The sequence below is a fragment of the Pseudomonas migulae genome (genome assembly GCF_043225285.1).
Lineage (GTDB): Bacteria > Pseudomonadota > Gammaproteobacteria > Pseudomonadales > Pseudomonadaceae > Aquipseudomonas > Aquipseudomonas migulae_C.
In genome coordinates, this window is record NZ_CP171224.1 from 697,121 (window position 1) to 720,150 (window position 23,030).

Annotated in this window: 18 protein-coding genes; 10 read left to right on the forward strand and 8 right to left on the reverse strand. The window is 62.1% G+C overall.

Annotated elements, in window-relative coordinates; translation table 11 throughout:
- Nucleotides 1–155 precede the first annotated feature (155 nt).
- From ACF6ZU_RS03360 to ACF6ZU_RS03385, 6 genes are all read right to left on the reverse strand, one after another.
- Nucleotides 156–1,007 carry a helix-turn-helix transcriptional regulator gene (locus tag ACF6ZU_RS03360; RefSeq protein ID WP_392890512.1) on the reverse strand — a complete coding sequence of 284 codons (852 nt, stop codon included), beginning with the start codon at nt 1,005–1,007 and terminating at the stop codon, nt 156–158.
- A gap of 53 nt (nt 1,008–1,060) precedes the next feature.
- Nucleotides 1,061–2,479 (reverse strand): aminotransferase, encoded by a 1,419-nt coding sequence (locus tag ACF6ZU_RS03365; RefSeq protein ID WP_392890513.1) that lies wholly within the window; start codon nt 2,477–2,479, stop codon nt 1,061–1,063.
- Between the two features lie 41 nt (nt 2,480–2,520).
- On the reverse strand, nt 2,521–3,624 hold the full coding sequence (locus ACF6ZU_RS03370; RefSeq protein ID WP_392890514.1) for a polyamine ABC transporter substrate-binding protein: 1,104 nt from the start codon (nt 3,622–3,624) through the stop codon (nt 2,521–2,523).
- 1,221 nt (nt 3,625–4,845) lie between these two features.
- Nucleotides 4,846–6,396 (reverse strand): sulfite reductase flavoprotein subunit alpha, encoded by a 1,551-nt coding sequence (locus ACF6ZU_RS03375; protein WP_392890515.1) that lies wholly within the window; start codon nt 6,394–6,396, stop codon nt 4,846–4,848.
- Between the two features lie 6 nt (nt 6,397–6,402).
- Nucleotides 6,403–6,822 carry a PAS domain-containing protein gene (locus ACF6ZU_RS03380; protein ID WP_392890516.1) on the reverse strand — a complete coding sequence of 140 codons (420 nt, stop codon included), beginning with the start codon at nt 6,820–6,822 and terminating at the stop codon, nt 6,403–6,405.
- A gap of 169 nt (nt 6,823–6,991) precedes the next feature.
- The gene (locus ACF6ZU_RS03385) at nt 6,992–7,342 is read right to left on the reverse strand and encodes a hypothetical protein (protein ID WP_392890517.1); all 351 of its coding nucleotides are present in this window, start codon (nt 7,340–7,342) and stop codon (nt 6,992–6,994) included.
- Between the two features lie 316 nt (nt 7,343–7,658).
- Here ACF6ZU_RS03385 and ACF6ZU_RS03390 point away from each other — a divergent pair, with 316 nt between their 5' ends.
- From ACF6ZU_RS03390 to ACF6ZU_RS03400, 3 genes are all read left to right on the forward strand, one after another.
- Complete coding sequence (locus tag ACF6ZU_RS03390; protein WP_392890518.1) at nt 7,659–8,828, forward strand: aromatic ring-hydroxylating dioxygenase subunit alpha; 1,170 nt, start codon at nt 7,659–7,661, stop codon at nt 8,826–8,828.
- A 151-nt stretch (nt 8,829–8,979) separates the two neighbouring features.
- Nucleotides 8,980–10,641 (forward strand): choline dehydrogenase, encoded by a 1,662-nt coding sequence (locus ACF6ZU_RS03395; protein ID WP_392890519.1) that lies wholly within the window; start codon nt 8,980–8,982, stop codon nt 10,639–10,641.
- 9 nt (nt 10,642–10,650) lie between these two features.
- On the forward strand, nt 10,651–11,724 hold the full coding sequence (locus ACF6ZU_RS03400; protein WP_392890520.1) for a GlxA family transcriptional regulator: 1,074 nt from the start codon (nt 10,651–10,653) through the stop codon (nt 11,722–11,724).
- 1 nt (nt 11,725) lies between these two features.
- Here ACF6ZU_RS03400 and ACF6ZU_RS03405 read toward each other — a convergent pair whose 3' ends face one another.
- Entirely contained in the window at nt 11,726–12,454 is a 729-nt protein-coding gene (locus ACF6ZU_RS03405) for a class II aldolase and adducin N-terminal domain-containing protein (protein ID WP_392890521.1), read from the reverse strand.
- A 204-nt stretch (nt 12,455–12,658) separates the two neighbouring features.
- Between ACF6ZU_RS03405 and ACF6ZU_RS03410 the strand changes: the two genes are divergently transcribed.
- The 4 genes from ACF6ZU_RS03410 (at nt 12,659) to ACF6ZU_RS03425 (ending at nt 18,094) form a co-directional block, all read left to right on the forward strand.
- Nucleotides 12,659–14,137, forward strand: coding sequence for an aldehyde dehydrogenase family protein (locus ACF6ZU_RS03410; RefSeq protein WP_392890522.1), 1,479 nt, complete (start codon nt 12,659–12,661; stop codon nt 14,135–14,137).
- A gap of 103 nt (nt 14,138–14,240) precedes the next feature.
- Nucleotides 14,241–15,176, forward strand: a complete 936-nt coding sequence (locus ACF6ZU_RS03415; RefSeq protein WP_392890523.1) for a choline ABC transporter substrate-binding protein — start codon at nt 14,241–14,243, stop codon at nt 15,174–15,176.
- Nucleotides 15,177–15,383: 207 nt separating this feature from the next.
- Nucleotides 15,384–16,505 carry an HlyD family secretion protein gene (locus ACF6ZU_RS03420; RefSeq protein ID WP_392890524.1) on the forward strand — a complete coding sequence of 374 codons (1,122 nt, stop codon included), beginning with the start codon at nt 15,384–15,386 and terminating at the stop codon, nt 16,503–16,505.
- The gene (locus tag ACF6ZU_RS03425) at nt 16,502–18,094 is read left to right on the forward strand and encodes a DHA2 family efflux MFS transporter permease subunit (RefSeq protein ID WP_392890525.1); all 1,593 of its coding nucleotides are present in this window, start codon (nt 16,502–16,504) and stop codon (nt 18,092–18,094) included. The genes ACF6ZU_RS03420 and ACF6ZU_RS03425 overlap by 4 nt, the downstream gene beginning before the upstream one ends.
- Before the next feature lie 163 nt (nt 18,095–18,257).
- Here the strand turns inward: ACF6ZU_RS03425 and ACF6ZU_RS03430 are convergent, their stop codons facing one another.
- Nucleotides 18,258–18,698: a carboxymuconolactone decarboxylase family protein gene (locus ACF6ZU_RS03430; RefSeq protein ID WP_392890526.1), complete on the reverse strand. Its 441-nt coding sequence runs from the start codon at nt 18,696–18,698 to the stop codon at nt 18,258–18,260.
- 330 nt (nt 18,699–19,028) lie between these two features.
- On the opposite strand from ACF6ZU_RS03430, the gene ACF6ZU_RS03435 reads away from it, so the two are divergent.
- The 3 genes from ACF6ZU_RS03435 to ACF6ZU_RS03445 all read left to right on the forward strand — a co-directional run bounded on the left by ACF6ZU_RS03435 (nt 19,029) and on the right by ACF6ZU_RS03445 (nt 23,024).
- Nucleotides 19,029–19,535: a sigma-70 family RNA polymerase sigma factor gene (locus ACF6ZU_RS03435; RefSeq protein ID WP_392890527.1), complete on the forward strand. Its 507-nt coding sequence runs from the start codon at nt 19,029–19,031 to the stop codon at nt 19,533–19,535.
- Entirely contained in the window at nt 19,535–20,494 is a 960-nt protein-coding gene (locus ACF6ZU_RS03440; protein ID WP_392890528.1) for a FecR domain-containing protein, read from the forward strand. Before ACF6ZU_RS03435 ends, ACF6ZU_RS03440 begins: the two co-directional genes overlap by 1 nt.
- 100 nt (nt 20,495–20,594) lie before the next feature.
- Complete coding sequence (locus ACF6ZU_RS03445) at nt 20,595–23,024, forward strand: TonB-dependent siderophore receptor (protein WP_392890529.1); 2,430 nt, start codon at nt 20,595–20,597, stop codon at nt 23,022–23,024.
- Nucleotides 23,025–23,030 lie beyond the last annotated feature (6 nt).

The window sequence follows — 23,030 nt, forward strand, 5'->3', positions numbered from 1 at the left end:
GGTTGACCACGAATCTCGCGGTCAACCAAAACCCACTGTGGGAGCGAGCCTGCTCGCGAAGGCGGTGTGTCATTCAACACAGAAGTTGACTGATCTACCGCTTTCGCGAGCAGGCTCGCTCCCACATGGGATCTCTGCGACTCAGGGCCGCTGGATCAGTGTTTGCGCAACCACTCGATAAACAGCGCAAACAGCTCCGATTGCGAACAGACGTTCAGCTTCAGGTACAGGTTCTTGCGATGCATGCGCACCGTTTCCGGCGAGATGCTCAGCTGGCTGGCGGTAGATTTCACCGAATGCCCGCGCAACACCATGTGCGCCACTTCCCGCTCGCGTTCGGTGAGCAGGTCGCTGCCGAAGTTTTCGAACGCCGACTGCACACGCTGCTTGAGATCGCCCCCCCCGCCCACTTCGGTATCGCCATGAATCACCTCGCGCTGCTGCAAGCCGCGCCGGCCGAATTCCGCGATGAACTCCCGCACCAACGGCTCGACCGCCCGCAACAGGTGCAACTGCTCCACCCGCAGACTTTCCCCACCAAACCCCTGGAACAGGCTGACTGAAATCTGCGTGTCATGCCCCGTATCGACGATGTAGAAACTGTCCTCCGAACTGCCCGCCTTCAGGTAGTAAGTCTTGTAGTACTCACTGTCGAAGAAGTGGTCCGGGGCGATTTCCTCCAGGTGATAAAAGCCTTCCGCCAACCCCTGCTCCACCGCCAGGCAAAACGGGTCGAGCAGGTAGCCCCCGGAAAAATAACGTTCGAGCAGCGCGACCCGGTACTCATCCGGAATGCCGCGCTGATAGAGCAACTGCGGCGCACGGTCCTTGTGTTCCAGGCTGATCATCACCGATTCGATCGACACCAGGTGCGCGAACGCCGACGCCAGGTAACCCAGGGCGTCGGGCTCGTCGATGTGGGCGAACGCTTCACGCAGGTCGCCATGCCATTTGTGCAATGCCCCGAAGGGCAAGGCAATCAGTGTGTCGTCGTTGGGTTTGCTCATGCCCCGCAGTCTAGCGGGAGAACCGATCCCTCGTAACCGTCGGCTGACCAGACTCATTGGCCAACATACAGGCCGCTCTGCTCAAGCTCCGCCGCGACCTCAAGGATGCACACCCGCAAGGTCTCGACGATTTCATCCACCTGGGCGCTCGTCAGGATCAGCGGCGGCGACATCACATTGAGGTGCATGATCGGCCGCACCAGCAACCCACGGGCCTGCGCCCGGGAGTGAATCATCTCGCCAATGTTGATCTCGTCGGCAAACAACGCCTTGGTGCGCTTGTCGGCCACGAATTCCACGCAGGCCATGAATTTCTGGCAACGCACGTCGCCCACCAGCGGCAGATCGCGGAGTGTTGCCAGGCGCTCCTCCAGATAGGCGCCGACCACGTCGACATGCTCCAGCAGGTTTTCCCGCTCGATGATTTCGATGTTTTTCAGCGCCGCGGTGCAGCACACCGGATGGCCGCTGTAGGTGAAACCGTGGGTAAAGCAGCGGCCCTTGCCCGGCTCGGCGATGACCTTCCAGATGCGGTCGGAAAAGATGCAGGCGCCCAGCGGCAGATAAGCCGAGGTCAGGCCTTTGGCGGTGGTGATGATGTCGGGCTGCACATCGAACAGGTCGTAGGAGGCGAAGAACTTGCCCAAGCGACCGAAGGACGTCACCACTTCATCGGCGACAAACAGGATGTCGTAGCGCTGGCAGACTTCCCACATGCGCTTCAAGTAACCCTTGGGCGGGATGATCACCCCGCCGGAACCCATGATCGGCTCGGCGAAGAAACCGGCGACCTTGTCGGCGCCGATGGACTGGATCTTGTCCTCGAACTCCTTGACCAGGAACTCGAGGAACTGCGTTTCGTCCATGCCGTCCGGTGCTCGGTACGGATTGGGGTTGGAAACGTGATGGATCAGCGGGTTGGCGTAATCGAATTCCGGCACGCGGTCGGCGGCCTTGTTGCCGATGGACATGGTCAGCGTGGTCGAGCCGTGATACGCGTTGAAGCGCGCGATGACGTGCTTCTTCTCGGGTTTGCCGCGGCAGTTCTGGTAGTACTGGATCAGGCGATAAGCCGTGTCCACCGCGGTGGAGCCACCGGTGGTCAGGAACACGTGATCGAGATCCCCCGGCGCGAGGCTCGCGAGCTTTTCGCAAAGCTGGATGGCGACGTTGTTGGACATGTCGGAAAACGGGTTGGAATACGCCAGTTGCCGCACTTGATCGGCGATGGCCAGTGCCATTTCCTCGCGCCCCAGGCCGATGTTGGTGCACCACATGCCGCCGACGGCATCGAGAAAGCGATTGCCCTGGGTGTCGTAGATGTAGGCGCCGTCACCGGCAACGATGTTCAGGGAACCCTGCTCGGCGTGTTCGTCGAACATGTGGTAGCCGTGCATGTGGTGAGCCTTGTCGGCCTTGACCAGCCGGGACTCATCCGCCGGCGAATAGACAGTGCGTGTTGGCGTCGCCATAAATAAACCTCTAACCGAATTGACAGACAATCACGTAAACATCAGATGCCGCTTTTGATGGTGCTCCAGACACGGGTGATGGCCCGCATGTCCTTGGCGTCCTGGGTCTTCTGCGGGAACAGGCGCTCGCGGGTGGCCGCGTCCGGGTAAATCGCCGGGTTGTTGCGCACATCGGCACTGAGCAACGGCGTCGCCGCGGCGTTGCTGTTGGCGTAGTGGATGTAATCGGTCACGTCCGCCATCACCTGCGGCTGCATCAGGTACTCGAGGAACTTGTGGGCGTTGGCGACGTGAGGCGCATCGGCCGGGATGTACATGTTGTCGAACCAGATCAACGAACCTTCCTTGGGTACGAAGTAGGACAGGTTGATCTTCAACTTGGCCTCCTCCGCCCGGGCCATGGCCGTCGCGTAGTCGCCGGACCAGGTCATGGCCATGCAGACGTCGCCGTTGGGCAGGCTGGTCAGGTAATTGACCGAGTCGAATTTACGAATGTAGGGCCGGACCGACAGCAGCAATTCCTGGGCGGCCTTGAGGTCTGCCGGCGCGGCGCTTCGTGGATCGCGACCGAGGTATTTCAGGGCCAGCGGGATCACTTCGGTGGGCGCGTCGACCAGGGTCACGCCACAGTCGGCAAAGCGCGAGACGATCTTCGGATCGAAGATCATCGCCAGCGAGCCGATCGGCGCGTCCGGCATGCGTTCCTTGATTTTGTCGACGTTGTAGGTGATGCCGTTGCTGCCCCAGGTGTAGGGCGCCGAGTAGGCGGTGCCGGGGTCGAACCCTTGCAGGTCCTGCAGGACTTTCGGGTCGAGGTTGGTCCAGCCGGGCAGCAGTTTCTTGTCCAGTGGCTGGAACACTTTGGCGCTGATCAGCGGTGGCGCCAGTGATGCGTTGAGCACGACCAGGTCGTAGCCGGAGTGGCCGGTCAGCAGTTTGGCCTGTACGGTTTCGTAGGCGTCGAAGGTGTCGTAGATCACTTTGATGCCGGTGGCCTTTTCGAAATCGGCCACGGTTTTTTCACCGATGTAATCGGCCCAGTTGTACAGCCGCAGGGTTTTGCTTTCGTCAATGTCGGCGGCGTGGGCGTGGATCATCAGGGGGACGAGAAACAGGCTGGAAATCACCGTGAGGGCCTTGCGCATAGCAAATTCACCTTATCAAGCGAGTTCGGTTCTGGATGACCGGGTGAACGTACTATTGGCGGATTTGGCGGGGGGCGCCATACCCCGAATGGGGGTGGGCTGCTGTCGGTTGGAGGCTGGAGGTTGGAGGTTGGGTACATATCCGTTGCTGCGGTAACGGCGGCTATTGGTTTCGCCCTTACGGCGAGTTACTTGGAAAAGCGCCAAGTAACCAAGCGCTCTTGCCCCACCACTCGGCACCTCGCTTGGGCTCGGTGTGCCCTCACTCCGGCATTGCTCCGCGGGTCGCCGCGATGGGCCATCCATGGCCCAGCGCGGCTAAACCGGCATCCTTGCCGGTTTCCCCGCTGCGCAATGCCTGCGTTCGGCCAGCGTGGTTAACGGGGCGCCTGCGATCAAAATCAAAACCGAGGCGGCCTCCGGGCCGACCTAGGCTTCAAGCCGGCGCGCTTCGCGCGTTTGATCACGCACCGCAATTCCCTGTAGGAGCCAGCTTGCTGGCGATGGTCGTCAACGATAACGCGGGGTATCTGGATAAACGCGTTGCCCTGGCGTTTTTCGCGAGCAGGCTCGCTCCTACAGAGGATTGTTGTTGGGCATGGCACCAGTGTCGCGCCCACTCCTTTCGAACATGCGCACATTCCCCCTGTAGGAGCCGGCTTGCTGGCGATAGCGTCCGGCCGGCCAATAGATATGTGCCTGACCCACCGCTATCGCCAGCAAGCCGGCTCCTACAGGGAATCGCGTACGCCTCGCCGGCTTTTGCTTTTGCTTTTGCTTTTGCTTTTGCTTTTGCTTTTGCTTTTGATCTTCTTGCCCCATGGGGAGGCCGAGTGGAGGTTCTGCGCAGTGGGCAACCCGGCATGGATGCCGGGTTAGCCGCCCCCGGCCATGGATGGCCGATGGCGGCGGGCCCACGGAGCAGGACCGGAGCGAGGGTATGCCGAGCATTAGCGAGGCACCGGACGAAAGGGGCAAGAGCGCTTGGTTACTTGGCGCTTTTCCAAGTAACTCGCCGTAAGGGCGAAACCAATAGCCGCCGTTACCGCAGCAATGGATATGTACACAACCCACAACCCACAACCCACAACCCACAACCCGAATATCACCTGTCGCGGTGCACCATGGAATCTCCCACAGGGGAATTGGGTGATGCCTCCAGATTGCAAAAAAAAGACGGGCAGACGAGTTGCGGCTCGTCTGCCCGCCAAAACGGGAAGTTCAATACAGTTCTTTGTGTACGCGGTCGCTGGCGGACAGGTCGGCGACGAAGGTTTGGGCTTCGTCTTCGCTGAGTTGGCCAAAGGTCATGGCGATGTTCAGCAGTGCCTGGTCGATGGCGCGTTCGAGGTTGGTTTTGTTGCCACACAGGTACAGATGCGCGCCTTGCCCAAGCAGTGCCCACAGGTAAGCGCCATGTTCGAGCATCGCGTCCTGCACGTAGTAACGGGTTTGCGTATCCCGGGAGAACGCGGTGATCACCTGATCGAGCACGCCTGTGGACTGCCAGTTCTCCAGTCGCGAGCGGTAGAGGAAATCCGACTCACGCCGACGGTCACCGAAGATCAGGCAGGTTTGCGCGGGGCTGCTTTGCTGCTCGATCTGCTCCAGCAGCGCGATCAACGGTGCAATGCCGGTGCCGGTGCCGATCAGCACCACCGGATGTTCGACCTGACGCGGCAAGTGAAAACGCGGGTTGCTGCGGACAAAGACCCGAACCTCGGCACACTTCCCCGCGAGGTGCCCGGTGGCGGTGCCGGTGCGCGGGCGATCCGCCAGTTCATAGGCGATTTCGCGAATGCACAGGTCGACGTAGCCCGGATTGTCATGGGACGCGATGGAGTACGCCCGCGGCAGACAGTCGGGCAACCACTCGGCCAGATCCTCCAGGCTCAACTGCGCGGGGTCACAGAAATCCGCCAGTACATCGAGCACGTCCTTGCCGTACAGGTAGGCCTCCAGCTCCTTGCGGTTGCTGACTTTCAGCAGGGTTTTCAGGGTCTCGTGCTGGCTGACCCGAGCGATGTCACGCAGCAGCGCTTTACCCATCTGACGCAGTTCCTTGCTCGCCAGCAACGCACCGGCATCTTCGCGGCCAAACCATTGACCGATCTGCGCCAGCAAGTGCGGATCGTTCTGCGCCAGCACATAGAGGTTGTCACCCGCGCGGTACTTGATGCCGCTGCCTTCGATGTCGAGGCGCACCTGCCAGGCGTGAGGCGCCGTGGCGTTGAGCCGCGTGCGCGAGATGACCCGCGCCGGCCACGCCGCGTTTTCGCCATAGGCGGTGACTTGCAGGTTCAGCGTGCTGCCGGCACGCCGATCGCCCTTGAGCACCGCCGCGAGGGTGGCGCACCAGGTGTCGAAAAAGCCCTCGAAATCAGTGTCGGCGTCCACCCGGTTGATCCACGGTTTCGCCTGTTTTTGCAGGAGCGCAGCGTCCAGGCTTTTGCTGAAACCGCAGAAGGTCGGGTACGCCGTGTCGCCGAGCCCGAAGATCGCATAGGGCTGATCGCCCAGGCCCTGATGCTGGTTCAGTCGATCCAGGAAGCGATCGGCATTGCCCGGCGGATCACCGTCGCCGAAGGAGCTGCAAACGATGATCAACAGGTCACGGCGGTTGAGTTTTTCGAGGTTCAGTGTGTTGAGATCCTGCACGGCCAGTTCGTAGGGCTGCACGCAGGGCAGACGCAGCAGACGCTGCGTCAACCCGCGGGCATTGCCAGACTCGGAGCCATAACCGATCACGATGCGTTCGATGACCTCTGGCATGGCGGTTTACCTGTCGTAGTGTTCGTCGAATTGCTCCTTGGAAAACTCCAATGCTTCGAAGTCACTCATCAGGTCGTTGATCACCCGGCGGATGCTGATGTATTCGACGATTGCGCCCTGTTCATCGAACAGCGGCTGCACCGTGGTATCGACCACGTACAGGCCTCCGCCCTTGCCGACATTGGGGATCACGCCGGTCCAGATTTCGCCTTTCTTGATGGTGTCCCACATGTGCTTGTAGGTGCTTTTTGGCACCGAAGGATGGCGCACGACGCTGTGGGGCTGGCCCAGCAGTTCCTCCTTGGTGTACCCGGTCAGTTTGCAGAACAGGTCGTTGACATAGGTGATGTTGCCTTGCAGGTCGGTGGTGGAAATCACCATGACGTTTTCCAGTGCGCTCAAGACTTTGGCGTTGATGGCTTGCATTGTGTTACCCCTGGATTGATTGAAAGTTTTTGCAGCGAATTCAAATCGGGTTCACCCACGGTTCAGGCATTTCCAGTTTTTTTAATCGTTAAAAATCGGTCAGTGGTGCCGAGAAAAAAGAGGATCCGACCCAAGAGCGGATCCTAAAAAGGAGTTCACAGGGGCTCGATCAGCCCTCTTGGGGCACCAGGCGCGAACCTTTGCGCGTCACTTGCTGACCCGGTTCGAAGCGCGCGTTGGGCGAGCGCACGGTGCTGATGTCGCCTTGGGCGTCCTTCACTTCGTAGGCGGTTTCCGTGAGGCCGGCCGCTTGCTGAACCGATCCGCCGGCAAAGAATCCGGCACCGGCTCCGATCAGCGCGCCGATGGGACCGCCCACGGCACCGACCATCAATCCGGTCACGGCACCGGCGCCTTTGCCGGCGGTGGTGTCGGGCACCTCGCGGACCACTTGATCGGCCATGCATAAAGGCGAGAGCAACAGGCAGAGGGTAAAGCCGACGGGGATGGAACGAGACATGGCAACTTCCTGCTTCGATTTCGATGCCTTATGCACTCCACGAAGCGTGCCAATTATTTAAACGTTTACTTTCAACAACTTAAAACCATAAGAAGTCATAAAGACAACTTCATTGAATTGTCATTATGACTATCAAGCAGTCATTAAGACTCCACCCAGAACAATTAAAGCCCAATCATCAAGCACTTATCGTCTTGATATTTTCACCACGCAACTGGTCGCTTTTCGTCAATCCGCCCGCCTCGCTCGCCCCTAGATTAGGTCCCACAACAGCAAGCCGTACCGTGCGGCGCCAGTCACCGAGGGGATCGTCCCGATGCACACTATCCAGAATCGCAAATCCGCCAGTTCGATCGACGGCTGGGACCACCAGGACCCGGAAGAAGCCTTCACCCTGCCCTCGCGCTACTTCTACGACGAGACCCTGTTCAAGGCCGAGCGCGACAACATTTTCATGCACGCCTGGCACGTGGCCGGGCATGTCAGCGAGTTCGCCGAGCCGGGGCAGTACGTGGTCACGGATCTGTTCGACCAGAGCGTGGTGGTGGCGAAGAACCGGCAAGGGCAGATCCACGCCTTCCACAACGTTTGCCAGCATCGCGGCAACCGCCTGCTCGAAGAGCGGCGCGGCACCACCGGTGGCGTGGTGCGCTGCGCCTATCACTCGTGGTGCTACGAGATGGACGGCAGCCTGCGCAGTGCGCCGCGTTGCGAAAAGATGAAGAACTTCGAATTGCAGCAATTCAACATTCCGCAGATCCGCACCGAGGAACTGGGCGGCTTCATTTACTTCAACCTCGACCCGAATGCGCCGTCGCTGCGCGACCTGTTCCCCGGTGCCGACGAAGAAATGCGCCGGGTGTTCCCGGACCTGGCGAACATGCGCCTGATCGAGGAACAGGACGTGATCGTGCCGGCCAACTGGAAGGTGATCATGGACAACTCGATCGAGGGTTATCACTTCAAGCTGTCCGGGCCGTGCCATATCGACCTGGCCAAATTGATCGACTTCAAGGGCTACCAACTGACCAAACGCGACAACTGGTGGACCTACATCGCCCCCGCCAACCTCACCGTGACCGAGGCCTACGGCGTGCCGCTCAAGCCCGACGTGAACCCGGACGAATGCTTCTTCAACATCGGCATGTGGCCGAACAACACCTTCTATACCTTCCCGTTCTCCGAGTTCCTGGGCTCGTTCATCATGATTCCGCTGGACGCCGAACGCTCGCTGCTGCGCTTCGGTTACTACTCCAACAATGCCGAAACGGCTGAGGTCAGCACATCCTGCATGAAGTGGATGAACGAGGACCTGGGGCCGGAAGACATCGCGCTGAACATCTCGGTGCAGAAAGGCCTGCACTCGCTCGGCTACGACCAGGGCCGCTACATGATCGACGCCCAGCGCAGCAATGAAAGCGAGCACCTGGTGCATCACTTCCATCGGTTGGTGTTCAACGGGATTCACGGCCGTTCCGCCACCTGAAAACACACACAAGACCTGTAGGAGCTGGCTTGCTGGCGATAGCGGTGTGTCAGGCAGCACTTTAGTCGACTGATACACCGCTATCGCCAGCAAGCCGGCTCCTACAGGGGTTTTGTGTTGTGTCCTTTAAATTGATGGAGCACCGCGAACCATGGCCAACCCTGAGTTTGATTACCTGATTGTCGGCGCAGGCTCGGCCGGCTGTGTGCTGGCCAACCGTCTGGGCGAAGACCCGGCCGTGCGGATCCTGCTGCTGGAGGCCGGGCCCGCAGACAAGAGCTGGACCATCGACATGCCGTCCGCCGTCGGGATCGTGGTCGGCGGCACGCGTTACAACTGGAGCTACACCTCCGAGCCGGAACCGTACCTGGACGGCCGCCGGATCGGCACCCCGCGCGGCCGCACGCTGGGTGGATCGTCGTCGATCAACGGCATGGTCTATATCCGTGGCCACGCCCGGGATTACGACGGTTGGGCCGAACAAGGCTGCGATGGCTGGCGTTATCAAGAGGTGCTGCCGTACTTCAAAAAAGCCCAAACCCATGCCGACGGCGGCGACGATTACCGGGGGGCGACGGGGCATCTGCACGTCACCCCCGGCGATGTGCAAACACCGTTGTGCGCGGCGTTTCTGGCGGCGGGTGCCGAGGCCGGATATGGCATCACCCACGACCTGAACGGCTATCGTCAGGAAGCGTTCGGCCCGGTGGATCGCACCACGCGCAATGGTCGGCGCTGGAGCACTTCGCGGGGTTACCTGAGCGAAGCGCTGGCCCGGGGCAATGTCCGCGTGATTACCGATGCACTGGCGCGGCGCATCCTGTTCGACGGCCCGCGCGCCATCGGCATCGAATACGAACAGAACGGTGAAATCCAGACCGTCCACGCCCGCCGCGAAGTGCTGCTGACCGCCGGGGCGATCAATTCGCCGCAATTGTTGTTGCTGTCGGGCGTCGGTCCGGCGGCGGAATTGCGCGACCTCGGTATCGAGGTCAAGCATGACCTGCCCGGCGTCGGTCGCCGCCTCAATGATCACCCGGACACCGTCGTGCAATACCTGTGCAAAAAACCGGTGTCGCTGTATCCCTGGACCACCGCGCCGGGCAAGTGGTGGATCGGCGCGCGCTGGTTTGCCAGCCACGATGGCCTGGCCGCGAGCAACCATTTCGAGGCGGGCGCGTTCATCCGCTCCCGGGCGGGCGTCGAGCATCCCAACCTGCAACTGACCTTTATGCCGCTGGCGGTCAAACCCGGCAGCGTCGACCTGGTGCCCGGTCATGCCTTCCAGATTCACATCGACCTGATGCGCCCCACCAGCCTCGGCAGCGTCACCCTGAACAGCGCCGACCCTCGACAGCCGCCGCGCATCCTGTTCAATTACCTGAAAACCGAGCAGGATCGAGCCGACATGCGCGCCGGCGCACGACTGGTGCGCGAGATCATCGGGCAGCCGGCGATGGCGGCGTTCCAGGGTGAAGAACTGGTCCCCGGCCCGCAGGCGCAGAGCGACGAAGCGCTGGATGCCTGGGCCAGGCAGGTCACGGAAACCGGCTACCATGCCAGCGGCACCTGCAAGATGGGACCGGCGGGCGACCCTGAAGCGGTGGTCGATCCGCAGCTGCGGGTGCACGGCCTCGACAGCTTGCGGGTGGTGGATGCGTCGATCATGCCGGTGATCGTCAGCGGCAACACCAACGCGCCGACGGTGATGATCGCCGAGAAGGCCAGCGACCTGATTCGCGGCCTGCAACCCCTGCCGGCCAGCGATGCGCCGGTGTGGATTCACCCGCAGTGGCAGACACGGCAACGATAGAGATGAACCATGAGTGATCAACCGTCTGACAGCGCAGCACCGTTCGAACCGCACTTCACCTGGCGGCGCGGCGATGTCGCGCCGTTGCGGGTGGCGGTGTTGTTGCTGCCGTCGTTTTCCAACTTCGGTCTGGCGGCGGTGCTGGAGCCGTTGGCGATTGCCAATTGGCTGAGCCAGCGTCCGTTGTTCCAGTGGTCGCTGTTGTCCCTGGACGGCGAGCCGGTGCAGGCCAGCAACGGCCTGAGCACCGTGGCCAACGACGGCCTGCGCGCCGATCAGGGGTTCGATGTGTGCCTGGTGATCGCCAGTTTTGACGTGCACAAACACAGCCGAAACCTCGCGCTGAAGAGCTGGCTGCGCAAGCAGGCACTGTTCGGCGCGGTGTTGGCCGGTGTGGAAACCGGCACCGAGCTGCTCGCGGCGGCCGGCGTGCTCGATGGCTACGAAGCCGCCGTGCATTGGGACAACCTGCAAGGCTTTCAGGAAAGTTATCCACGGGTCCATGCCAAGCCGCAGCTCTATACGCTGGAACGCCAGCGCATGACCTGTGCCGGCGCCACCACCACTCTGGACATGCTGCTCGGCTGGATCGGCCAGAGCGTCGACAGCGAACTGGCGCGGGAAATCGGCATGCACTTGTTGATGGGCCAGGTGCGTGCGCCGGCGGACAATCAGCTCGACGGCAGCCTGACCAACAACGGGATGTACGGCAGCAAGATCCGCCGCGCCGTGCAGTTGATGGAAAAAGCCCTGGAAGAACCGCTGGACTGCGAGGCAATTGCCGGTCAGGTCGGGCTGTCGCGACGGCAACTGGAGCGGCAATTCAAGCACCAGACCGGGCTGTCGCCGCTCAAGTACTACATCACTTTGCGACTGGCCAAGGCTCACAGCTTGCTGCAACAGACGCGCCTGAGCGTGGCGCAAGTGGCGGCGTGTTCAGGCTTTGGTTCGCTCGAGCACTTTTCCCGCACCTACCGCGCCCGCTTCGGCTGCCCGCCCAGCGAAGACCGCAGCCAGGTCTGGACCGCCCCGGTGATGCGCCAGCCGCTGCGCAAGGAACACCGGCCGGCCGAGGCGGATTGAATCACAGGCGATAGCCCGGCTCTTCCTGATCGAGAATGCCCATCAACGCGCTGAAATGCTTGTCGGCAAAGCCCGGATAGTCGAGCCATTGCCGGCAAGTCTTGCGCGCGATTTCATCGCTGGCGATGCGCAATTCGCGACCGGTTGAAAGCGCGGTGATGTAGGTTTCGCAGGCGCGCTCGAAGTAGTACAGGTCATCGAACGCCTGGGCGATGCTCGGCGCCGCGACCAACAAGCCATGGTTGCCCATCAGCAGGATCGGCTTGTCCCCCAGCAAATGGCTGACCCGCTCGGCCTCGTCGCCCAGGCCCATGCCGTCAAACCCGTCGTCGATCACCACCCGCTCGAAAAAACGCATCGCGTTTTGCTCGATCGGCGGCAGCCGCGAATCCGCCAGGCAGGCCAGCGCCGTCGCGTATTTCGAGTGCGTATGCAGGATGCAACGCGCCTGCGGTTGATTGCGGTGCAAGGCGCTGTGCAAGGCCCATGCGGTGATGTCCGGTGCGTCCGGGCGATCGAGGCTGGCGGGGTCATCGGCATTCACCAGCAGCAGGTCACTGGCCTTGATCGTCGAGAAATGCTTGCCGTAGGGGTTGATCAAAAACTCCCGGCCGTCCCCCGACACCGCCACGCTGAAGTGATTGGCGATGGACTCGTGCAGGTTCAATCGCGCGGCCCAACGGAAGGCGCAGGCCAGGCGGATTCTCAGTTGTTCGACAGCTTGACTCATCGCGTCCCCTCTCGGCTCGTTTGGTGGTTGCCTGCCAGTGTAGAGAGCCGCCATGGGCGCACTTGACGGGAAGCGACACGGGTTGCCGTTATTTCGCGGCCGGGCAGCCGTGGAAAAACGGCGTGGTTATGCCGCGTTTGATCAAGAGCCCGAAGGTTGCCGCCGCCATAGTGAGCGCCACGACCCACTTGGCTGGAGAGGCACATGCTGCACATTCCACTGTTCATCGATGGCACCTGGCAGGCGCCAAACGCGGCGCTTTTCCGCGATGTGATCAACCCGTCCAACGAAGCCGTGCTGGCGCAGGTCGCCGTCGCCGGCCCCGTGGATGCGCAACGGGCGATCAGTGCCGCGCGTACAGCGTTCGATAGCGGACCGTGGCCGACCATGGCGGTGACGGAACGGGCTCAACTGATGCAACGGATCGCCCAGCTGATCGAGCAGGACGCTGAACACCTCGCCCGCCTGGAAACCCTCAACGCCGGCAAAACCCTCGGCGAAAGCCTGGGCGATGTCGGCAACGTGGTCGCGACCTTTCGTTATTACGCCGCGCTGCTGGAGAGCGAAAGCGCCAGCATCAACAGTCACGCGCCGGCCCATGTGATCAGCTTCAACCAGCGTGAACCGGTGGGCGTGTGCGCCTTGATCGCGCCGTGGAATTACCCGCTGCTGCAAGCGGTGTGGAAGATCGCCCCGGCCTTGGCCGCCGGCAACACCGTGGTGTTCAAACCCAGCAGCCTGACGCCGATGACCGCGCATCGCCTGACTGAACTGTTGGTGGAAGCAGGCGTGCCCGACGGCGTGTTCAACCTGCTCTGCGGCCCGGGCGATGTCGGTGAAGTGCTCGCCGCCAGCCATGAAGTGGACCTGGTGTCGCTGACCGGTGGCGCCGGTGCTGGCGGCAAAGTGATGCGCGCGGCCACCGGCAATTTCAAACGCGTGGCACTGGAACTGGGCGGCAAGAACCCGAACATCGTGTTTGCCGATGCCGACTTCGAGGTGGCGCTGGATCAGGCGCTGAATGCGGTGTTTTTCAATGCCGGGCAAATCTGTTCCGCCGGTTCGCGCTTGCTGGTCGAGGACGCGATTCACGACCGGTTCGTCGACGCCTTGCAGCAACGCATCCTCAACATTCGCCTGGGCGATGGCCTCGACCCGCAGACGCAAATGGGCCCGCTGATTTCCGCCAGCCAGCGTGACCAGATCCTCACGATGATTGCCGGCGCCGTCGAACAAGGCGCGACGTTGCTGGCGGGCGGCACGATTCCCGAGCAGTTCGAACGCGGCTTCTGGCTGCGCCCGACCTTGCTGGGCAACGTCAATGCCGACATGCGCATCGCCCGGGAGGAAATCTTCGGCCCGGTGATCACCGTCGAGCGTTTCAGCGGCGAGGCCCAGGCGCTGCAACTGGCCAACGACACACCCTACGGCCTGGCAGCCGGCGTCTGGACCCGTGACATCGGCAAGGCGTATCGCATGGCCAAACGGCTGCGGGTCGGCACCCTGTGGATAAACGACTACAACGCCGCGTTCCCGCAGGCGCCGTGGGGCGGCTACAAGTCCAGCGGCATCGGCCGCGAACTGTCCCGCGCCGGCCTGGATGAATTCACCGAGCTCAAGCACATCTACCTCAACACCGAACCGGCGGCGCTGAACTGGTTCGGTGTCGATCAGCCGGGCTGACGCCACGGGATCAACGCGTTAACGCAGGTTTTTGCTTCACCCATAACAACAAGATCGCGACACCCGAAACCGCTGCCGACGTTTACCTTTGAGGAGTTGATCCATGAAAGCCTTGCTCTTGCTTGCGTCCTTGAGTTTGCCGTTGCTCGCCCACGCCGCCGAACCGGAGTCCTGCGCCACCGTGCGCTTTTCCGATGTCGGCTGGACCGACATCACCGTCACCACCGCCGTCGCCAGCGAAGTGCTGGAATCCCTCGGCTACAAGACCAAAACCACCCTGCTGTCGATTCCTGTGACCTACCGCGCCTTGTCCTCGGGCAAGGAGCTGGACGTGTTCCTCGGCAACTGGATGCCCACCACCGAAAACGACATCAAGCCGTACCGCGACGCCGGCACCGTGGAAACCGTGCGCGCCAACCTGCACGGCGCCAAGTACACCCTGGCCGTGCCCGACTATGTGTATGACGCCGGGCTGCACGATTTCGCCGACATCGCCAAATTCAAGGACAAGCTCAACGGCCAGCTCTACGGCATCGAACCCGGCAACGACGGCAATCGGCTGATCCAGAGCATGATCGACAAGGACGCCTTCGGTCTGAAGGACTTCAAGATTGTCGAGTCCAGCGAAGCGGCCATGCTCTCGCAACTCAAACGTGCCACCCGCAAGAACGAATGGATGGTGTTCCTCGGCTGGGAGCCGCACCCGATGAACACCCGCAACAAGATGAAGTACCTCAGCGGCGGCGATGAGTTTTTCGGGCCGAACTATGGCCAGGCCACGGTCTACACCAACGTGCGCAAGGATTACCTGAAGGAATGCAGCAACGTCGGCCAGTTGCTGCAGAACATGGAGTTCACCCTGGCCATGGAGAACCAGTTGATGGATGCGGTATTGAACCAGAACCAGAAACCGCGCGCGGCGGCGAAGGCGTGGTTGAAGGCGAATCCGGCGGTGCTGCAAGCGTGGCTGACGGGGGTAAATAGTCGCGACGGCAAAGACGGCCTGGCGGTGGCCAACGCCAAATTCGCCAGCCAATAAAATACGCACACCTGTAGGAGCCGGCTTGCCGGCGATGGGGGCCTGGAATTCGCCGGTGATCTTCCGGGCCTCATCGCCGGCAAGCCGGCTCCTACAAGGATCTTGCGGAACCACCTGACGATCGGCAGCAGAAACCAATTGCTACCAAATATTACATGCGTCATATTACGCGCGTAATTAAACGCCGATCCCCACAGGTATCTTTCCATGACCAGCATGCCCAGCCTCGAATCCGATCTAGCTGTCCCGGTGAGCCCACCCAAGCCTCCCCTGCTCAAGCGCCTGATCCTGCTGACACTGGCCATCGCCGCCCTGGTCTTCGCCGGGTTCTATGCCGCCCATTGGTGGACCGCCGGCCGCTTCATTGAGGAAACCGACGATGCCTACATCGGTGGCGACGTGACTGTGATCGGGCCGAAAGTCGCCGGTTACATCGAAGAAGTACTGGTCACCGACAACCAGAAAGTGAAGGCCGGCGATGTGCTGATCCGCCTCGATTCCCGCGACTACCGCGCCAACCTGGCCAAGGCCGAAGGCGCGGTCGCTGCCGAGGAAGCCCTGCTCGCCAACCTCGACGCCACCGAACAACTGCAACAGGCCGTGATCGGCCAGGCCCGCGCCGGGATCGATGCCGCCGGCGCCGAAACCGCCCGCTCCCGGGACGACAACGCGCGCTACAAAAAACTGGTGAACAGCAACGCCGTTTCGGTGGAAAGCGCCCAGCGTGCGGACGCCACGTTCAAGACCGCCCAGGCGCTCAGCTCCAAGGCCCAGGCCGAACTGCTGGCCGCGCAACGCCAGTTGAACGTGATCGCCACCCAGAAACAGCAAGCCCGTGCCGCGTTGATGCAGGCCCGGGCCGAGCGTGACCTGGCGCAACTCAACGTCGGTTATACCGAGTTGCGCGCGCCGATGGACGGGGTAATCGGCAATCGCCGGGCGCGGGTCGGCGCCTATGCCCAGGCCGGTTCGCAACAGCTGTCAGTGGTGCCGGCCAGCGGCCTGTGGGTCGATGCCAACTTCAAGGAAGACCAACTGGCGCATATGATTCCCGGCCAACGCGTGATCATTCATGCCGACGTGCTCTCGGGCCAGGTTTTCCACGGCCACCTCGACAGCCTCGCACCGGCCAGCGGTTCGCAATTCAGCGTGCTGCCCCCGGAGAACGCCACCGGTAACTTCACCAAGATCGTGCAACGGGTGCCGGTGCGCATCCTGCTCGATCCGGCCGATGGCGTGCTCGGCCATCTGCGCCCGGGCCTTTCCGTGACCGCTGAAGTGGATACGCGCAAGGAGCCTGAAACCCCAGCCGTGGCCAGCGCGCCATGAGCCGCGCCATCACCGCCCCCGCGCAACCGTTCAACGCCGCGAACATGGCGACGGCGACCAAGGTCTTCGCCTTCGCCAGCATGTGCATCGGCATGTTCATTGCGTTGCTGGATATCCAGATCGTGTCCGCCTCGCTGCGTGACATCGGTGGCGGACTCTCCGCCGGCACCGATGAAACCGCCTGGGTGCAGACCAGCTACCTGATCGCCGAAATCATCGTGATCCCGCTGTCCGGCTGGCTGTCCCGGGTGTTCTCGACCCGCTGGCTGTTCTGCGCCTCCGCCGTCGGTTTTACCCTGGCCAGCCTGCTTTGCGGCGCGGCCTGGAACATCCAGAGCATGATCGCCTTTCGCGCCCTGCAAGGGTTTCTCGGTGGTTCGATGATCCCGCTGGTGTTCACCACCGCGTTCTTTTTCTTCACCGGCAAGCAACGGGTGATTGCCGCCGCGACCATCGGTGCGGTGGCGTCCCTGGCACCGACGCTGGGCCCGGTGATCGGTGGCTGGATCACCGACGTTTCCTCGTGGCACTGGCTGTTCTACATCAACCTCGTACCGGGGATTTTCGTTGCGGTGGCGGTGCCGATGCTGGTGAAGATCGATCAGCCGGAACTGTCGCTGCTCAAGGGTGCGGACTATCTGAGCATGGTGTTTCTGGCGCTGTTTCTCGGCTGCCTGGAATACACCCTCGAAGAAGGCCCGCGCTGGAACTGGTTCAGCGACCGCACGATTCTGACCACCGCCTGGATCAGCGGCCTGGCCGGCCTGGCGTTCATCGGCCGGACGTTGCACGTGGCCAATCCGATCGTCGACTTGCGCGCACTGAAAGACCGCAACTTCGCCCTCGGCTGCTTCTTCTCGTTCGTCACCGGGATCGGCCTGTTCGCCACGATTTACCTGACGCCACTGTTTCTCGGCCGGGTGCGTGGCTATGGCGCGCTGGACATTGGTCTGGCGGTTTTCTCCACCGGGGTGTTCCAGATCATGGCGATTCCGCTGTACGCCTTTCTGGCCAACCGCATCGATCTGCGCTGGATCATGATGACCGGCCTGGGGCTGTTCGCGTTATCGATGTGGGATTTCAGCCCGATCACCCATGACTGGGGGGGCAAGGAATTGATGCTGCCGCAGGCACTGCGCGGGATTGCCCAGCAACTGGCGGTGCCGCCCGCGGTCACCCTGACCCTCGGCGGACTGGCGCCGGCCCGGCTCAAGCATGCTTCGGGATTGTTCAACCTGATGCGCAACCTCGGCGGCGCCATTGGCATCGCGGCGTGTGCAACGATCCTCAATGACCGCACCAACCTGCACTTCACCCGGTTGGCGGAAAACCTCAACAGCACCAACGAGGCGCTGAATCAGTGGTTGTCCCAGGTCGGCAACAACTTTGCGGCCCTCGGCCAGAGCGGTGACGTGGGGGTCACCGCCAGCCTGCATCAGCTCTGGCTGCTGACGTATCGTGAAGCGCAGACCCAGACCTACGGCGACGCGTTTCTGATGATCGGGGTCTGCTTCGTCATCGCCACGGCGATGGTGCCCTTGATGCGCAAGGTGCAACCACCGGCCGCGCCGTCAGCGGATGCGCATTGAGGCCAGAACTGAAGCGTTGCCACCCTGTGGGAGCGAGCCTGCTCGCGAAGGCGTCAGCACATTCAACATCGATGTGACTGAGTTACCGCTATCGCGAGCAGGCTCGCTCCCACAGTTGATTGGGGGATGCCACAAGATTTGTGCTCGGCACGGCTCCCGCCTGTCAGGCCTGAGGCGTTTTGCGGAAACCTACGGCCAGGCGATTCCAGCTGTTGATGGTGGAAATCGCCACGGTCAGGTCGACCATTTCCTTGGGGCTGAACTGCGCGGCGACCACTTCGTAATCTTCGTCCGGCGCGTGGGTCAGGCTCAGTTGAGTCAGGGATTCGGTCCACAGCAGCGCGGCACGTTCGCGATCGGTGAAGAACGGCGCCTCGCGCCAAGCCGTCACGGCGAACAGGCGACGGGTGGTTTCGCCGCCCTTGATGGCATCGGCGGTGTGCATGTCGATGCAGAACGCGCAGCCGTTGATTTGCGAGGCACGCAGCTTGACCAGTTCGATCAGGTTTTTTTCCAGCGGCAGCTTCGAAACGGCGGTTTCCAGGGCGATCATGGCTTTCAGTGCGTCAGGGGAAGCAGTGTAGAAATCGGTACGGGCTTTCATGTCGAACTCCAGGAACAAGTGGGGGTGGAGCTAAGTTAATCCCGCCGGCCGATGGCTGGAATATCCAATCTCTCAGAAGTCGGGTAGACCACCTGACAACCCCCACACCTTCCCCTGTAGGAGCGAGCCTGCTCGCGATGGACCCAACAACGCCGCGAACATTCAGACAGCACGCGTCATCGTTAACGACCATCGCGAGCAGGCTCGCTCCTACAAAGAGCAGAAAATAGTCGGCCAGGCCGATTGCCATCGCTCGGTCCTCGCCACTAGAATGCGATCAATTCTTAATTGCACTCAGGCCAGGACGCCCGAAACGAGTATCTGTCCGCCATGTCGTCAGCCGACCCGACTTCGAACCAGCACATCCACACCCTCTACAGCGAACACCACGGTTGGCTTCAGGGATGGCTGCATCGAAAACTTGGCAACCGCTGCGACGCCGCCGACCTGGCCCACGATACCTTCCTGCGGCTGCTGACCCGGCAAGTCGTCAAGCCTTTGGGCAGCGAGCCTCGTGCCTTGCTGACGCACATCGCCAAAGGCCTGGTCATCGACCGTTGGCGACGCCAGGACATCGAGCGCGCGTACCTGGAAACCATCGCGCAACTGCCGGCCGCTGAAGTCCCGTCGCCGGAAACCCGTCTGCTGATCCTTGAAACCCTGATGCGCATCGAAGCGCTGCTGCGCGAATTGCCGGCCGTCACCCGTGACACCTTCATGCTGTCGCAGATCGAAGGACTGACGTACGCGCAGATCGCCACGCGCCTGAAGGTGTCGCTGATCACCGTCAAACGGCACATGCGTACCGCGTTCATTGCCTGCCTGAGTGTCGCCTGATGAGTTCGTCGATGATCAACCCGCAGATCCTCGGCGAAGCCGCCGACTGGCTGGTGCAGCTGCATTCGGGCACCGCCACTTCGTCCGACCATCAAGCCATTGCCCAGTGGCGCAATCGCAGCGCCGAGCATGCCCAGGCCTGGCAACGGGCCGAGGCGCTGCTCGGGGAGTTTCGCAGCGTACCAGCCAACGTGGCCATCCAGACCCTGCAACGAGTGGCACGCCAGGAAGGCCTGACCCGTCGCCAGACCCTCACCCGCGTGGGTCTGTTCCTGATGGCCGGCCCGCTGGCCTTCGCCTCGCAACACATGCCCTGGCAGCAATGGACCGCCGATCAACGCACCGCCGTTGGCGAGCAGAAACGCCTGCAGTTGCCGGACGGCAGCGAGGTGGTGCTCAACACCGAAAGCGCGGTCAACATTGCCTTCAAGCCGCATGAGCGACGCGTCATGCTGCTGGATGGCGAAGCGTTGATCAGCACCGCCAGCGATCCCGCGGCACGACCCTTTATCGTGGAAACCCCGCAATGCATCGTGCGTGCGCCGGTTGCACGGTTTTGCGTGCGGATCCATGGCGCGCGTAGCCAGGTGTCGGTGCTCGAAGGCCAGGTGGACGTCACGCCATTGCTGCTTTCGCAAAGCGCCACCGTCAAGGCCGGTGAACGCCAAAGCTTCAGGTCCGACCGGTTCGACCCGCTGGAAAGTTTCGACACCAGTGCCCTGGCCTGGGACAGAGGCATGTTGCTGGCCAGCAACATGCGCCTGGACGAATTGCTCGGTGAATTGGGCCGTTACCGTCCCGGCGTGTTGCGCTGTCATGCCGATGTCGCGGGCTTGCGTGTGTCGGGGGCCTTTTCCCTGCGCGATACCGACGCCAGCCTGCGCCTGCTCGGCGATACGCTGCCGCTGAAAATCAGCAGCCTGACCCGTTACTGGCTGTCGGTCGAGCCGCGGGTCTGACGGCGTCATAAATTATTTTCACTGCCCCTGATACCTTTCTGCGTTTCGTTCGGTGTGTGGATAGACCTCTTCATTTCCACGCGCTCGACAGGAACGCCGAATGACTTCAACGCCGCTGCACCGCCCCGCCGATTTCCCGCTCAAGGCCTTGAGCCTGGGCCTTGCCCTGGCCTTCTCCGCGTTGCTGCCCGCCACCAGCCAGGCCGCCGACAGCGTCAACGAAAGTGCCACCCGCAACGTCAACATCGGCCCGGGCTTGCTCAGCCACACCCTGGCGCAATTCGCCGTGGCGGTCGGCGTGCCGCTGTCGTTCGATCCGGCACAACTGGGCAATCGCCAGAGCCCGGGATTGCAGGGCAACTACAGCGTGCAAGCGGGTTTCGCGCAATTGCTTGAAGGCAGCGGTTTCGAGCTGATCAGCACTGGGGGCAACGGCTACACCGTGGCACCGCGAGTGACCGCCGACGGTGCGCTGGAACTGGGCGCCACCAACGTCAGCGCCCTGCGCGACGACAACGCTGACACCTACGGCGGCGGCCAGGTCGCCAAGGTGGCGCAGGTCGGCATGCTCGGCACCCAGGCCTTGAAAGACCTGCCGTTCAGCATCACCAGCTACACCGCCAAGACCATCGCCGACCAGCAGGCCCAGACCGTCGGCGACGTGTTGCTCAACGACTCCTCGGTGCGCCAGTCCGCCGGTTTCGGCAACTTCTCCCAGGTGTTCATGATTCGTGGTTTGCCGCTGCTGTCCGACGACATTTCCTATAACGGTCTGTACGGGATATTGCCCCGGCAGATCATCGCCACCGAAGCCCTGGAGCGGGTCGATTTGTTCAAGGGGCCGAACGCCTTTATCAATGGCGTCACGCCCAGCGGCAGCGGGATTGGCGGCGGCGTCAACCTGCAACCGAAACGCGCCAACGATGTGCCGACCCGCAGCGTTACCCTCGATTACAGCGACGACGGCCGCGTGGGTGGGCATCTGGACCTGGGCCAGCGCTTTGGTGAAGACAACCGATTTGGTGCGCGGGTCAACCTGCTGCAACGCGAAGGCGCCACCGCCGTCGATGACGAAGACCGTCGCTCGTCGCTGATCAGCGTCGGCCTGGACTATCGAGGTGATCGCCTGCGGATTTCGACCGACCTGGGCTATCAGAAACAGGTGATCAATCAGGGCCGCTCGGTGATTTACGTCGATTCGGCCCTGAGCAAAGCGCCGAAGGTGCCGGATGCCAAAGCCGGCTACGCGCAGAGCTGGAGCTACTCGCAACTGGAAGACACCTTCGGCATGGCCCGCGCCGAGTACGACCTCAGCGACAACTGGACCGCCTACGTGTCCGGCGGTGCCAAACACACGCGCGAGAATGGCGTGTATTCGTCGCTGACCGTCACCAACCTCAACGGCGCCGCCCGTGGCGGCATGCTCTATTCGCCGCACGACGAAGACAACAAAAGCCTGATGGCCGGCCTTAACGGTCATTTGAACACCGGGCCGGTCAGTCATCAGTTGAACCTCGGACTCGCGGGCATCTGGGGCCAGCAACGCTCGGCTTTCGAAACCATCGGCGCCGCCTCGCGCTACAGCACCAATCTCTACGACGTCACGGACAAGCCGCGCCCAAGCCCGACATCGTTCGCCAGCGACATTTCCGATCCGCGCATCGTCGGCAAGAACACCCTGCGCAGCGCGGCGGTTTCCGACACCCTGGGCTTCATCGATGATCGCGTCTTGCTGACCCTCGGCGTGCGCCGCCAGACGATGAACGTCGATGGCTGGAACACCGCCACCGGCGCGCGCACCTCAAGTTATGAAGAGTCGATCACCACCCCGGTCTATGGCCTGGTGATCAAGCCGTGGGAACACGTTTCGTTCTACGCCAACCGCATCGAAGGCCTGGCCAAAGGGCCGACGCCGCCGACCACCGCGATCAACCGCGACGAAACTTTCGCCCCGGTGCGCAGCAAGCAGATCGAAGCCGGTGTGCGTGTGGACATGGACACGTACGGCGCGAGTCTCGGCGTGTATCGCATCGAACAGCCGGCGAGCTACACCCAGAACGGGATCTTCCGCGTCGATGGCCAGCAGCAAAACAAGGGCGTGGAGTTGAACATCTACGGCGAACCCTTCGATGGCCTGCGTCTGCTGAGCGGTGCGACCGTGATGAAGACCGAGATCGAAGGCAGCACCAACGGCGTCAACGACGGCAACCGCGCCGTTGGCGTGCCACGCTTTCAGCTCAACGTAGGGGCGGACTGGGACGTGCCGGGGATCGAAGGCGCGGCGCTCAGTGCGCGGATGTTGCGCACCGGCGGACAATATTTGAACGCCGCCAACACTCAGAGCATTCCGGCGTGGAACCGTTTTGATGTCGGTTCGCGGTATGCCTTCAAGCTGGATGACAAGGAAATCACCTTGCGCGCCAATCTGGAGAACGTGGCGAACAAGGCGTATTGGGCCTCGGCGAATGGCGGGTACCTGACGCAAGGGACGCCGCGGACGTTGAAGGTGTCGGCGACGCTGGATTTCTGATCTGGA

Excerpts from the sequence above, each read along its gene's own strand:
- ACF6ZU_RS03360 (WP_392890512.1), bottom strand. The coding sequence starts at position 1,007 with ATGAGCAAACCCAACGACGACACACTGATTGCCTTGCCCTTCGGGGCA.
- ACF6ZU_RS03365 (WP_392890513.1), bottom strand. The coding sequence starts at position 2,479 with ATGGCGACGCCAACACGCACTGTCTATTCGCCGGCGGATGAGTCCCGG.
- ACF6ZU_RS03370 (WP_392890514.1), bottom strand. The coding sequence starts at position 3,624 with ATGCGCAAGGCCCTCACGGTGATTTCCAGCCTGTTTCTCGTCCCCCTG.
- ACF6ZU_RS03375 (WP_392890515.1), bottom strand. The coding sequence starts at position 6,396 with ATGCCAGAGGTCATCGAACGCATCGTGATCGGTTATGGCTCCGAGTCT.
- ACF6ZU_RS03380 (WP_392890516.1), bottom strand. The coding sequence starts at position 6,822 with ATGCAAGCCATCAACGCCAAAGTCTTGAGCGCACTGGAAAACGTCATG.
- ACF6ZU_RS03385 (WP_392890517.1), bottom strand. The coding sequence starts at position 7,342 with ATGTCTCGTTCCATCCCCGTCGGCTTTACCCTCTGCCTGTTGCTCTCG.
- ACF6ZU_RS03390 (WP_392890518.1), top strand. The coding sequence starts at position 7,659 with ATGCACACTATCCAGAATCGCAAATCCGCCAGTTCGATCGACGGCTGG.
- ACF6ZU_RS03395 (WP_392890519.1), top strand. The coding sequence starts at position 8,980 with ATGGCCAACCCTGAGTTTGATTACCTGATTGTCGGCGCAGGCTCGGCC.
- ACF6ZU_RS03400 (WP_392890520.1), top strand. The coding sequence starts at position 10,651 with ATGAGTGATCAACCGTCTGACAGCGCAGCACCGTTCGAACCGCACTTC.
- ACF6ZU_RS03405 (WP_392890521.1), bottom strand. The coding sequence starts at position 12,454 with ATGAGTCAAGCTGTCGAACAACTGAGAATCCGCCTGGCCTGCGCCTTC.
- ACF6ZU_RS03410 (WP_392890522.1), top strand. The coding sequence starts at position 12,659 with ATGCTGCACATTCCACTGTTCATCGATGGCACCTGGCAGGCGCCAAAC.
- ACF6ZU_RS03415 (WP_392890523.1), top strand. The coding sequence starts at position 14,241 with ATGAAAGCCTTGCTCTTGCTTGCGTCCTTGAGTTTGCCGTTGCTCGCC.
- ACF6ZU_RS03420 (WP_392890524.1), top strand. The coding sequence starts at position 15,384 with ATGACCAGCATGCCCAGCCTCGAATCCGATCTAGCTGTCCCGGTGAGC.
- ACF6ZU_RS03425 (WP_392890525.1), top strand. The coding sequence starts at position 16,502 with ATGAGCCGCGCCATCACCGCCCCCGCGCAACCGTTCAACGCCGCGAAC.
- ACF6ZU_RS03430 (WP_392890526.1), bottom strand. The coding sequence starts at position 18,698 with ATGAAAGCCCGTACCGATTTCTACACTGCTTCCCCTGACGCACTGAAA.
- ACF6ZU_RS03435 (WP_392890527.1), top strand. The coding sequence starts at position 19,029 with ATGTCGTCAGCCGACCCGACTTCGAACCAGCACATCCACACCCTCTAC.
- ACF6ZU_RS03440 (WP_392890528.1), top strand. The coding sequence starts at position 19,535 with ATGAGTTCGTCGATGATCAACCCGCAGATCCTCGGCGAAGCCGCCGAC.
- ACF6ZU_RS03445 (WP_392890529.1), top strand. The coding sequence starts at position 20,595 with ATGACTTCAACGCCGCTGCACCGCCCCGCCGATTTCCCGCTCAAGGCC.